We start from the raw sequence: 12,468 nt of genomic DNA, 5'->3' as shown, positions 1-12,468 counted from the left end.
TCCCATGGCAAAATATTCGCCTCTTCGTATGCGCCTGTTGTCCATGGGACGCCTGTTTGGTCTGGCAGTCTCACTGACGGCCTGTAGCAGCGATCCCAAACTGTATACGCTGGCACCTGTATCCGGGATGGTTCAATCGGGCGGTCCTGTTGTCGTGGAAGTCCGGACGCCTGTTGTTCCTTCTCGCCTCGATAGGGATACTATTGTCCGCCAAAATCGCGATTACCAGACGACATTGGCGACTGGCGATAGCTGGAGCGAAGCGCTTCCTGATATGATAGCCCAGACATTGACGACTGATCTGTCGCAGCGTCTTCCGGGGACAACTGTCGTGTCGCAGGGAGATGCGGTAACTACGACACCCTCTGCTTATGTAGAGGTGACAATCCGGAATTTCGAAGCCGATGCGGCTGGCCATGCGCTTATCACTGGTGCTGTATCCGTTCATCCTGCCCAGAAGATGATTGGCCCGGTTCTGACTGAAGCGTTTGCCTGGCAATCTCCTGAGAGTGCGCAGCTTAATACCGGTAAGCTGGTGGCGTCTCTCAGTCAGGGGCTGTCCGTTCTCGCTGATCATGCGGCTTCCCGGCTGCGATCACTTCCCTCTACAAGCCGGTAAGAGGGACTACCCGAGGCAATAAAAAAGGCTCCCATTTGGGAGCCTTTTTTATTCATATCGTCTCAGCAGAAGAGATCAGAGCTTCTCAACCTGCGTGAAGTCCAGGTCCACCGGGGTCGAACGACCGAAGATGGAAACGCTGACCTTGAGGCGCTGACGTTCTTCGTCGACTTCCTCGATCATGCCCGTAAAGGACGTGAACGGGCCGTCTGCAACGCGGATCTGCTCGCCGATCTCGAAGGTGAGGGCAGAACGTGGACGTTCCACACCTTCCTGAGCCTGCTTCATGATCCGGTCTGCTTCTGCAGCCGTAATCGGGGTTGGGCGATTGCGCGTTCCCAGAAAGCCGGTGACCTTGGGGGTGTCTTTGACGAGATGCCATGCATCATCCGTCAGTTCCATCTTCACAAGAACGTAGCCGGGGAAGAACTTGCGCTCTGAATTGACCTTACGGCCCCGGCGCATTTCCGTCACGTCTTCGGATGGGACAAGGATCTGCTCGAAATGGTCAGATAAGCCCTTCTGTGCAGCCTGCTCCTGAATGTGGCTCGCGATCTTTTTCTCGAACCCGGAATAGACATGCACAACATACCAACGTTTTGCCATGCTGCGGACCTAGCCTCCAACGCCAAACAGCTCGCGGACGCCCAGGCCAATGACCTGATCCACGATGAAGAAGAAGATGCAGGTCACGGTAACCATGGCAAGCACCGCACCCGTCGTAATGAGGGTGTTACGACGTGTAGGCCACGTAACCCGCTTGGCTTCGTTGCGCACGTCTTTGATGTACGTGCCCAGATTGAAGCCGGATCCGTTTTTATGAGGCGCCGTCTTACGCGACTCGTCTTTCGGGGTAGTGACCGACACCATCGTCCTCGAATCAAATGAAAATCCGCGTCCCGGTGCCGGAAAAGCTATCCGGTAAAGCGGGGTGGCAGGGGCGGAGGGTCTCGAACCCACAACCTTCGGTTTTGGAGACCGACGCTCTAGCCAATTGAGCTACGCCCCTATCATCGGGGGTACCACAAAGACTGTGATACACCAACGACAGTGGGGCGGAAAAGATAATGTTCAGGGATGAAAGTCAAGTACCCATAAGCATCTAGGTTCATATTTTTCATTTCTGGCATTCCCCCTCTTGCGAGGATGCTGAGGAATGGAGTATGACACCGGCAACCTAAGGGCGGGCGTAGCATAGTGGTAATGCAGTAGCCTTCCAAGCTTCTGAGGAGGGTTCGATTCCCTTCGCCCGCTCCAGCAGGTTCCCCAAAAAATCTGATCCAAGCGACTAATCAAAGCTGGGTACTTCTATGTGCCTTTTCTGCTCTGCCAAGCGTCTGGCCACAGTTCCTGTGAGCTGACTGCATACTCCGCAACTCTTTTGCTCGATGCCGGCATTTTATCTCTGCCTGAACACAGTCCCCAATGATTGTAAGGCAATTCCGCAAAATTTTAGAAATTCTGAGTTCTCCCTGACAGCAGCAGGCTGGCATGCGCGCTACTGTTTGTTGGGAATGAAGAATTTGCCTGCAAAGAGCAGTGTTACGCTGAAAAATTTAGTTGTGCGGTAAGGTTGTAGCTCTGGCTCGGTTGCACTGGATCATGGGGACGTGCTAGAGGCGGCGCCAAGTGGAGGACCGGGTTCAGACGAATCCTGCGTAGGGTCGTGTGTGCCTGAATCCCAACGGATTTGGAAGCAAGGGACCGGATAAGCCGGTTCCGGCCGCATCCTGCGGCGGAAAAGTGAGACGGAACACGCGTGTGACGGTGACACAGGTGCCGCAGATGGGACCCACAGGTGGCTTGGCTCAACGCTATGCCCGAGCGCTTTACGATTATGCCTCAGAGCAGGGAGCGCTCTCTGATGTGCTGGCTCAGGTTCGGGGACTTCGCGATGCGATTTCCCAGAGTGCTGACCTGCGGACGTTCCTTGCGGACTCCCGCCTTGATGCACATCGCTCAAGCAAGGTTGCTGGTGCCCTGACCGAGAAACTCGGTTTTGGAGATGCCGTCCGTCGCTTCGTCGGCGTGATTGCTGCTAACCACCGTCTTGCTGATCTCGCTTCTATTCTGGACGGCGTGCTGGCCCTTGATGCGAGCCTCCGCGGCGAAACCGTTGCAGAAATCCGCTCCGCTCAGCCTCTTACTGACATGCAGCGCAGCCAGCTTCAGGGCCGTCTGGCCGAAGCGGGTTACAGCCGCGTGTCCATGATCGAACGTATAGATGCCTCCCTGATTGGCGGCATGACTGTGCGTGTCGGTTCTACATTGTTTGATACTTCGATCGCCGGGCGCCTGACTCGCCTGCAGAACGCCATGAAGGGAGCCGCGTGATGGATATCCGTCCCGCTGAGATTTCGGACATCCTCAAGCAGCAGATCGCGTCTTTCGACAAGGTCGAGACCGTTTCCGAGACGGGCACGGTCCTGTCGATTGGTGACGGCATTGCTCGTGTTTACGGCCTGACGAATGTCATGGCTGGCGAAATGGTCGAGTTTGAAGGCTCTGGCCTCAAGGGCATGGCGCTGAACCTCGAAGCCGACAACGTCGGTATCGTGATTTTCGGTGATGGCGACGAAATCCGTGAAGGTGACACGGTTCTTCGCACGAAGTCCGTTGTTGAAGTTCCGGTTGGCAAGGGGCTCCTTGGTCGCGTTGTTGACGGCCTTGGTAACCCGATCGACGGTCGTGGCCCTCTGACGGACGTGGAATATCGCCGCGCCGAAGTGAAGGCTCCAGGCATCATGCCGCGTCAGTCGGTTAGCGAACCGATGCAGACGGGTATCAAGGCCATTGACGCTCTGGTTCCGATCGGGCGTGGCCAGCGTGAGCTGATCATTGGTGACCGTCAGACCGGTAAGACGGCGATCCTGGTTGACACCATTGTGGCCCAGAAGCCAGTCAATGCTGAAGGCGACCCGAAGAAGTCTCTTTACTGCATTTATGTTGCAGTTGGGCAGAAGCGCTCCACGGTTGCAAACCTGGTTCGTACGCTGACGGAGCAGGGCGCGATGGAGTATTCCATCGTTGTTGCTGCCACGGCTTCTGATGCTGCACCAATGCAGTATCTGGCGCCCTACACGGCTTGCGCCATGGGCGAGTACTTCCGTGATAACGGCATGCATGCTCTGGCTTGCTACGATGACCTGTCGAAGCAGGCTGTTGCATACCGTCAGATGTCACTGCTGCTGCGCCGTCCTCCGGCACGTGAAGCTTTCCCAGGTGACGTGTTCTATCTGCACTCCCGTCTTCTCGAGCGTGCAGCCAAGATGTCTGATGCCAACGGCGGCGGTTCTCTGACGGCTCTGCCGGTTATTGAGACGCAGGCTGGTGACACGGCTGCATACATCCCGACCAACGTGATTTCCATCACCGACGGTCAGATCTTCCTTGAAACGGACCTGTTCTATAAGGGTATCCGTCCGGCTGTGAACGTCGGTGGTTCTGTGTCCCGTGTGGGCTCGGCTGCTCAGATCAAGGCGATGAAGCAGGTTGCTGGCAAGATCAAGCTTGAGCTGGCTCAGTATCGTGAAATGGCTGCGTTCTCGCAGTTTGCTTCCGATCTGGATGCTGCAACGCGCAAGCAGCTTGATCGTGGTGCACGTCTGGTCGAGCTGCTGAAGCAGCCTGAGACGTCCCCACTTCCGGTTGAAGAGCAGGTTGTTGTTCTTTTCGCTGGTACCCGTGGATATGTTGATCCGATCGCCGTGGATAAGGTTGTGGCCTACGAGGCTGCACTGCTGACGGAAATGCGTGGCGCTGGCGCTGGCATTCTGACGGCCATCCGCAACGATCGCCAGATCAAGCCGGAGACGGAAGGCAAGCTCAAGGAGCTGCTCGAAGCTTTCGGTAAGCGCTTTTCAGCCTGAGGATAGTCCATGGCTTCGCTGAAGGAACTGCGCGGTCGGATCACGGGCGTCAAATCGACGCGCAAGATCACGAACGCCATGAAAATGGTCGCAGCATCCAAGCTGCGACGCGCCCAGTCCCAGGCTGAGGCGGCTCGTCCCTACGCCGAGGCCATGGGCCGCATGATGGCGGAACTGGCAGCGGCAAGCCGCGGCGCTGATGCGTCCAGCCTGCCGACGCTGCTGGGCGGTACGGGTAAGGATCAGGTCCATCTTGTGGTGGTCCTGACTTCGGATCGTGGTCTGGCGGGGGGCTTTAACGCCAACATCGTTCGGAGTGCGCGTCAGCTGATCCGCACGCTGCGGGATGAGGGGCGGACAGTGCGTCTTCTGCCGGTTGGCCGTAAGGGTGCTGATATTCTTGCAAAGGAATATCCGGATCTGGTGGTTGAGCGCGTGGCAGGGACGGAAGGCCGTGACGTCGGTTTCGACAAGGCTGAGTATGTGGGCAAGAAGATTGTCGCCATGCTTGAAGCCGGCGAGATTGATCGCTGCACGCTGATCTACAACCGCTTCGTCAACGCGATGACGCAGATTGCCATCCAGCTTCCGCTGGTGCCTCTGTCCGTCGCGGAAAATGACAATGCGGCGCCTGCCGAGGCTGCCCAATACGAATTCGAGCCCGATGAGGCTACGCTCCTGGCCAATCTTCTGCCACGCAATCTTCAGGTGCAGATTTTCTCTGCCCTGCTGGAGAGTGCAGCAGGTGAGCAAGGTGCACGGATGACGGCTATGGACAACGCGAGCCGGAATGCCAGCAAGGCAATCGACCGTCTGTCCCAGAAGTACAACCGTACGCGCCAGGCCAACATTACCAATGAACTGATCGAGATCATCTCCGGCGCAGAAGCCGTTTGAGATCACGCAGGAGACGAACCGATGTCTGAGACTCTTAACCCTTCTGCCCCGGCTGCAAATAACGTCGTCGGCCGTGTCACGCAGGTGCGTGGCCCGGTTGTTGACGTGCAGTTCGAAGGCGATCTTCCGTTTATCCTGAACGCCCTTCATGTTCAGAACGGCGATCACACGCTTGTTCTGGAAGTTGCACAGGAAATCGGTGAGCGTCAGGTCCGCTGCATTGCCATGGACACGACGGACGGTCTGAGCCGTGGCGCGGAAGTCCGTGACACTGGCAAGCAGATCATGGTTCCGGTTGGCCCGGCTACACTTGGTCGTATCCTGAACGTCATTGGCGAAGCCATTGACGAGCGTGGTCCGATCGTTAGCGACAAGTATTTCCCGATCCACCGTAAGGCTCCGTCCTTCGAGGAGCAGGCTGCTGCGTCCGAAATTCTCGTAACGGGCATCAAGGTCGTTGACCTTCTTTGTCCGTACCTGAAGGGCGGCAAGATTGGCCTGTTCGGTGGCGCAGGCGTTGGCAAGACCGTTATTATTCAGGAACTCATCAATAACATCGCAAAGGCACACGGTGGCGTGTCCGTGTTCGCAGGTGTGGGTGAGCGTACCCGTGAAGGTAACGACCTGTATTTCGAAATGCAGGACGCTGGCGTTATCAAGATCGCTGAAGACGGTTCCACGGAAGGCTCCAAGGTTGCTCTGGTCTATGGCCAGATGAACGAGCCGCCGGGAGCACGTGCCCGTGTTGCTTTGACGGGTCTGTCACTCGCAGAATACTTCCGTGACGAAGAAGGTCAGGACGTTCTGTTCTTCGTGGACAACATCTTCCGCTTCACGCAGGCTGGTTCGGAAGTGTCCGCTCTGCTGGGCCGTATTCCTTCCGCCGTGGGCTATCAGCCGACGCTGGCAACGGAAATGGGTGCCCTTCAGGAGCGCATTACGTCCACCAAGAAGGGCTCCATCACGTCCGTTCAGGCCGTGTATGTTCCTGCTGACGATCTGACCGATCCGGCACCTGCTGCAACCTTTGCTCACCTTGATGCCACGACGGTTCTAAACCGTTCGATCGCAGAAATGGGCATCTACCCGGCTGTTGACCCGCTGGACTCCACCTCCCGCTCCCTCGACCCGAAGATCGTTGGTCAGGAACACTACGACATCGCTCGTAAGGTTCAGCAGACGCTTCAGACCTACAAGGGTCTGCAGGATATCATCGCGATCTTGGGCATGGATGAGCTGTCTGAAGAAGACAAGAAGATCGTTGGCCGTGCACGTCGCATTCAGCGCTTCCTGTCCCAGCCTTTCCATGTGGCTGAAGTCTTCACCGGCGCACCTGGCAAGCTGGTTGCTCTGGAAGACACGATCCGTTCCTTCAAGGCTGTTGTAAACGGTGAATACGATCACCTGCCAGAAGGCGCGTTCTACATGGTTGGCGACATTGACGAGGCCATCGCCAAGGCCGAGAAGATGAAGCAGGAGGCCTGATCCTGATGCCCCTACGCATCGAGATCGTCAGCCCGGAAAAGCGCCTTGTTGACCGTCAGGTCGACATGGCGGTGGTCCCGGGCATGGAGGGCGATATTGCAGCCATGCCGGACCGTGCACCGCTGATGCTTCAGCTGCGTGGTGGCGTTGTGGCCCTGTATGAAGGCGACAAGATCGTCGACCGTTATTTCGTGGGCGGTGGTTTCGCAGATATGGGCGCAGAACACTGCACCATTCTGGCGGATTCTGCTCAGATCATGAGCGAGCTGTCTGCGGATGATGCCCGTGATCGTTTGCGGGATCTGGAAACCACATGGGCCCAGATCGAGCCGAACGATACTGATGCGCATGACCGTCTCAGCCGTGAAATCCAGAGCGTTCGCGCTGAACTGGAAGCTGTTGAAGGTCCTGCTTCAGTCTGAGGCTGAACGCAGCATCTATGAAAACAGGAAGAACCCATCCGGTCAGTTGACTGGGTGGGTTTTTCTTTGTCTGCAAGCTTCCTGTATGCTGCCGTCCAGACTTTACCAAGTGATGGTGGCGCGTAATGACGGACTCTTCCCCTGACACTGAAATTATGTCCGAGGGCGTTGATCTCGCCCCTGTAGAGGCAATCGAATGTGCAGGGGATGTAGTAGACGCAGAGCGGGAAGAAGGCGCGACATCTGAATCAATTGCAGAAGATATCGTCGCGCTGACGGTTGTCGTCCGGGAGAGCGTCAGTAGTGCGCTCTGGGAAAACAGCGTCCCAGTTTTGCTGGAGCTTGCGGTTCGTAATCTTGCAGATTGGGATCTCTCAGATGTCGAAATTACGCTGCATTCCAAGCCCGGTGTGCTCCGAACAACCTCCTGGCGAATTCAGTCTCTCGGAATGGGACAGTTTCGAGCGTTAGAGCGCCTCGATGTGGAACTGGATGGCCCCTATCTCGCCTCGCTGAGCGAAGCAACACGCGCTGAAGTTCATTTTACAGTCTCGGAGATACAGCCCGATGGTGCGCGGGTGACGCTTCTCGAACGCGTTTTTCCTTTGACTGTCCGCTGCCGGAGCGAATGGGGCGGATTACAAGGGCTGCCCGATCTGCTTGCTGCCTTTGTTCTACCGAACGATCCTGCTGTCGCAAAAATTCTTCGTTCAGCTTCTCTTCTTCTACAGGAGGCCGGCCACAGTGGCTCTTTGGAGGGATACCAGGGCGGTCGAAAACGGGCGTGGGAACAGGCACAAGCGATCTGGTGCGCAATCGCTGGCTTAAACATTACGTATGTTAGTCCCCCGGCCTCTTTTGTGGAGGCTGGCCAGAGGGTGCGTCTTCCCACTCAGATTGTGGAAGACCGACTGGCGACTTGCCTGGATACAGCCTTACTGTTTGCGTCCTGCCTTGAAGCTGTTGGCTTGCGGCCATTACTGATCATGCTCAAAGGTCATGCGTTTACTGGGCTTTGGCTATCCCGGGAGCAGTCTGGAACCTCAGTCATTCAGGATCTGCCTGGACTGCGGAACAGGGTAGCCCTTGATGATGTCTGTGTGTTCGAGACAACGCTTGTAACTGCAACGTCTTGCCCGGATTTTGCAAAGGCATGTGAGCGTGGGCTTGCCCAGCTTCAGGATGACGGTGAAGACTCGAAATTTGAAGAGGTCATAGACGTCCACCGCGCCCGACTGCGCCGCATTCGGCCGTTGTCATCGCTTTTGCCTAATACTGATCCGGCCGAGAGCGATGACGTGGAGACCTCTGGCACACCTCAGTTGAAAGCAGCGCCTGATCTTCGGGAAGAACTTGGAGACCATGAAAACGAAGAGACACCGGAATCCCGTTTGGATCGCTGGTGTAAGCGTCTACTGGATATTTCAGGCCGAAGCCGCCTTCTGAACCTGCCACGCTCTGAGAAGCAGATCATCGAGATCTGCTGTGCAGATCCGGGAAGGTTGGAAGACCGTCTGGCAGAAATGCGGGGAGGGGAACGGAAACCAGCGCTCAGGCTGCGAGCCCGTCCCGAACTGATGGATGGGTCTGACCCGAGGAGTGCTGCGCTCCATCAGCAGCGTCATCATGACGATCAGCACAGGGCTATTGCCGCAGAGGCTCTGGAGCACGGTGAACTGCTGGTTGCCCGGGATGAAGCTGGCCTACAGTCCGCTCTTACAGAAATCTATCGCAAGGCGCGTGCCGCTGCGCAGGAGGGTGGGGCAAATACACTTTTCCTGACTCTGGGAGAACTTGTGTGGGAACCTCGTGGGCGGGATCGCAAGGCGAGAGCCCCATTGATTCTGGTCCCCGTTATTCTGGAACGTAGCAGCATCAACGCTCCATTCCGGTTGCGCGCGCATACCGATGAAAGTCGGGTGAATGGCAGTCTGCTGGAAGTTCTTCGACAGGATTTCGCCATGCGGTTTCCTGAACTTGAAGGAGAGCTTCCTCAGGATGAGGCTGGTTTGGACGTTGCGCGCATCTTTGACATTTTCCGCGCAAAAATCCGTCAGCTCCCGCAATGGGAAGTGCAGGAACGTGTCAGCCTGACGACCCTCTCTTTTGCCAAGTTCCTCATGTGGAAGGATTTGCAGGAAAGACGGGACGCGCTGCGTATTAACCCGGTTGCCAGTCGTCTGCTGGATGGGGTTTCAGAAGTTGATGGCACCGGAAGTGGCTTCTCCACGGCTTTGTTTGAGGGGCAGAAATCGCTGGATAACGCTCTGGACGAGGCTTCCCCGCTTTGTCCCATGGAAGCTGACTCGTCCCAATTGACCGCCGTAGCCCGGGCGGCAGCGAGTGAAAATTTTGTCCTGATCGGTCCGCCGGGAACCGGCAAAAGTCAGACGATTGCCAATATCATCGCTGATACGCTGGGACGGGGTAAGACGGTCCTGTTCGTCGCAGAAAAAAGAACTGCGCTGGAAGTCGTACGGAATCGTCTGCGTTCTGTAGGGCTGAGTGAGTTCTGCCTGGATCTGTTTTCGCCTCAGGCTGGGCGCGGCGCAGTGCTGGAACAGTTTCAGCAGGCTCAACTGGTCAGGGAAGAGTTTTCAACAGCGGAATGGACGTCGGCGCAAAGCCGTCTGATGGCCGTCCGCCAGGATCTGAATGCCTATGTGCAGGATCTGCATAAGCGGTGGAGCAACGGATGGACTCCCTATCAGGCCATAGGCGTGGTTCTGGAGGCTGATCGTAACGGCACTTACCCGCTTGCTCTGAAATGGTCAGCTCCAGACGTCCATGCGGAAGCAGACTGGGAGTCGCTCAAGAATGCGGCCAGTCTGTTAGCGGGGCTTTATGAGCGCTTCGGGCGGGATGCCCTGTCGCCTCAGTTGTCGGGAATAGAGCAGGAAGAGTGGACGTCTCGCTGGCAGGACCAGATCCTTCAGCAGAGTCAGGCCTTGAGAGGACAGCTCGATGCGCTGTCTCAAGCAACGGATGATCTGTGCCGCGTACTGGGTTTGACTGGCACTGACCGATCGTTGGCTCAACTCCATCGACTCCAGTCGTTCTGTGCTCTGCTGTATCGGCCGGAAGCGGCTTGGGGGGCGTGGGCCCTTTACGAAGATGCGCACGACAAGGCTCAGGTTGTTCTTGCAGAAAAAGAACGGATTGCACGTCATTGCACTCAGGAGCAGGGGCTGGCTGTGCGTTGGAGTGATGCGAAAACACTCCCGTTGGAAGACTTGCATCGTGAGTGGAAAGAGTCTGAAGACAAATGGCTTCTTTCGCGCAGGAGTGCTCAGAAAGCTGTACGCCGCCGACTTGAAGCGAGTGCGAAAGGCGTCTTGCCGGACGATTTGAGTGATGAGCTGTCCCGGCTTCTGGAGCTGTCTGCGCTCGAACGCGACCTGAAGGGAGTATCTCATAGAGAGGTTGTTGGTTCTCTCTGGAGTGATGTGACGACTGATTTTGAAAAAATCGAAGCCGCTCTGCTCTGGGGAACTGAGATTCGCACGGCATTGGCAAGCTGCGTCCCGGATCTCGCAGGATTGCTCTCTGTGAGACGGCAAATCCGGGAGCTGCTTACAGAAGGGCGTGATCTTCTTGCAGAGAGTGGGCCGGTAGGTCTGAAAATTACGGGGTTGAGGAAGGCACTTTCGGCGGCTGAGGAAAGCCTGAGCCTTTTGGCTGACCTGGCGGGAAGTCCTTGTCTTGCAATCGAGCCAGATGGCGAAGACTGGCTGCTGCGTTTGTCTCAACATCTGACGGGCTGGCTTGAGCAGGGTAAAAATCTGCGGGACTGGTGTGCATGGCGAAAGGCCTGTCACACAGCTGAGCGTCTGGGACTGGGTCCGTTAGTAGAGGCGCTTGTGGCAGAGCGCGTGGCTCCGAAAGATCTTCAATCCGTTCTGACTGCCGCTTATGCCCGATGGTGGTTGGCAGCAGCCGTTGATGAGCAGCCACGACTGCGCGGTTTCGTTGCCGCAGCGCATGAAGAACAGATTGAGCGCTTTAAGATCTGGGACGGTGACGCTGCCAATCTGGCAGGGCGTCTGATCCGGGCAAGGCTCTCAGGTAATATTCCCGCTCAGGACGTTCGGCGGCAGGACTCACAGTATGTGATGATTCATCGTGAAGCGCAGAAGAAAGCCCGGCATATGCCGATTCGTCAGTTGGCTGCTGCTGCACCACGGGCGGTGAGAGCGCTTACGCCCTGCTTCATGATGAGCCCTCTTTCCGTAGCGCAATATCTTCCCCCAGACAGTGAGCCGTTCGATCTGGTCATTTTCGATGAAGCCTCGCAGATCCCCACATGGGATGCCATTGGGGCCATCGGACGTGGCCGACAGGTGATCGTGGTCGGAGACCCCAAGCAGCTACCGCCGACCAGCTTCTTTGCACGAAGTGAGAATGAGGACGAAGACGGTGAACTCTGCGATATGGAGTCCATTCTCGATGAGTGTCGTGCGGCTGGTGTGCCGGAAATCACGCTGAAATGGCACTATCGCAGCAGGCACGAGAGCCTGATCGCGTTTTCCAACAGTCAGTATTATGGCGGCGATCTCATCACGTTCCCCTCGAACGTGACGCAGGATCGAGCTGTTTCTTTCCAGTTTGTGGAGGGTGGCAACTACCAGAGAGGTGGCAGCAGAACCAATCCCGCAGAAGCCAGAGCTGTTGCGGATGCTGTTGTAAGGCATTTGAAGACTGCCGGAGAGAAATCCGTTGGCGTCGTAACGTTCAACGGAGAGCAGCAGACACTGATTACTGATCTGCTGGAAAAGGCCCAGATGGAGGATTCCTCGCTGGTGCCGTTCTTCAGCGAAGAGTGCCCCGAACCCGTCCTGATTCGAAATCTGGAAAATGTGCAGGGAGAAGAGCGGGACGTGATGTTCTTTTCCCTCACCTATGCGCCGGAGCTAAAAGGGGCGCCTTACGTTTCGTTTGGGCCGTTGAATCGTGCGGGCGGTGAAAGACGCCTCAACGTCGCTGTGACGCGGGCGCGTGAAAAACTGGTTGTTTTTGGTTCCCTGCGCGCTGAACAGATCGATCCGTCCAGAAGCTCTGCAGAGGGTGTACTGCATCTTCGGAAGTTCCTGACTTTTGCGGAGCATGGTGCAGGTGCACTTGCCGGTTTACACCATGGGTCCGTTGGAGAAGAAGAAAGCCGCTTTGAACTCGAAGT

General features: G+C 56.6%; 9 protein-coding genes and 2 tRNA genes (1 of these 11 only partly in view). 8 read left to right on the top strand and 3 right to left on the bottom strand.

What is annotated here, in order from left to right:
• Nucleotides 1-4: 4 nt before the first annotated feature.
• Nucleotides 5-619, top strand: coding sequence for a membrane integrity-associated transporter subunit PqiC (locus ABDK75_RS13375; RefSeq protein WP_099213284.1), 615 nt, complete (start codon nucleotides 5-7; stop codon nucleotides 617-619).
• 75 nt (nucleotides 620-694) lie between these two features.
• Here ABDK75_RS13375 and nusG read toward each other — a convergent pair whose 3' ends face one another.
• The 3 genes from nusG to ABDK75_RS13360 form a co-directional block, all read right to left on the bottom strand.
• Nucleotides 695-1,225, bottom strand: coding sequence for a transcription termination/antitermination protein NusG (nusG, locus tag ABDK75_RS13370; RefSeq protein ID WP_046900219.1), 531 nt, complete (start codon nucleotides 1,223-1,225; stop codon nucleotides 695-697).
• A 9-nt stretch (nucleotides 1,226-1,234) separates the two neighbouring features.
• Nucleotides 1,235-1,489, bottom strand: coding sequence for a preprotein translocase subunit SecE (gene secE / locus ABDK75_RS13365; RefSeq protein ID WP_232309136.1), 255 nt, complete (start codon nucleotides 1,487-1,489; stop codon nucleotides 1,235-1,237).
• A gap of 62 nt (nucleotides 1,490-1,551) precedes the next feature.
• Nucleotides 1,552-1,628: transfer RNA gene (locus tag ABDK75_RS13360), tRNA-Trp, on the bottom strand.
• A gap of 174 nt (nucleotides 1,629-1,802) precedes the next feature.
• On the opposite strand from ABDK75_RS13360, the gene ABDK75_RS13355 reads away from it, so the two are divergent.
• From ABDK75_RS13355 to ABDK75_RS13325, 7 genes are all read left to right on the top strand, one after another.
• Nucleotides 1,803-1,876 (top strand) — tRNA-Gly (locus ABDK75_RS13355).
• 504 nt (nucleotides 1,877-2,380) lie between these two features.
• Nucleotides 2,381-2,953, top strand: a complete 573-nt coding sequence (gene atpH, locus ABDK75_RS13350; protein WP_346006114.1) for an ATP synthase F1 subunit delta — start codon at nucleotides 2,381-2,383, stop codon at nucleotides 2,951-2,953.
• Nucleotides 2,953-4,488, top strand: coding sequence for a F0F1 ATP synthase subunit alpha (atpA, locus tag ABDK75_RS13345; RefSeq protein WP_346006113.1), 1,536 nt, complete (start codon nucleotides 2,953-2,955; stop codon nucleotides 4,486-4,488). The genes atpH and atpA overlap by 1 nt, the downstream gene beginning before the upstream one ends.
• Nucleotides 4,489-4,497: 9 nt before the next feature.
• Nucleotides 4,498-5,385, top strand: coding sequence for a F0F1 ATP synthase subunit gamma (locus tag ABDK75_RS13340; protein WP_046900217.1), 888 nt, complete (start codon nucleotides 4,498-4,500; stop codon nucleotides 5,383-5,385).
• Nucleotides 5,386-5,406: 21 nt separating this feature from the next.
• A complete protein-coding gene (atpD, locus tag ABDK75_RS13335; RefSeq protein ID WP_099213283.1) occupies nucleotides 5,407-6,870 on the top strand; it encodes a F0F1 ATP synthase subunit beta in 1,464 nt (487 codons plus the stop codon).
• Nucleotides 6,871-6,875: 5 nt separating this feature from the next.
• A complete protein-coding gene (atpC, locus tag ABDK75_RS13330) occupies nucleotides 6,876-7,292 on the top strand; it encodes an ATP synthase F1 subunit epsilon (protein WP_346006112.1) in 417 nt (138 codons plus the stop codon).
• Nucleotides 7,293-7,417: 125 nt separating this feature from the next.
• Nucleotides 7,418-12,468 carry the 5' portion of a DUF4011 domain-containing protein gene (locus tag ABDK75_RS13325; protein ID WP_346006111.1) on the top strand. 961 nt of this gene lie beyond the right edge of the window, so only the first 5,051 of its 6,012 coding nucleotides appear in the window; the start codon lies at nucleotides 7,418-7,420; its stop codon lies beyond the right edge, outside the window.

Origin of the sequence: Gluconobacter sp. OJA (genome assembly GCF_039638325.1) — a bacterium.
In the GTDB taxonomy this organism is placed as follows: domain Bacteria; phylum Pseudomonadota; class Alphaproteobacteria; order Acetobacterales; family Acetobacteraceae; genus Gluconobacter; species Gluconobacter cerinus.
The sequence above is the reverse complement of the archived record's forward strand: the minus strand, read 5'-3'. Positions and strand labels throughout refer to the sequence as shown.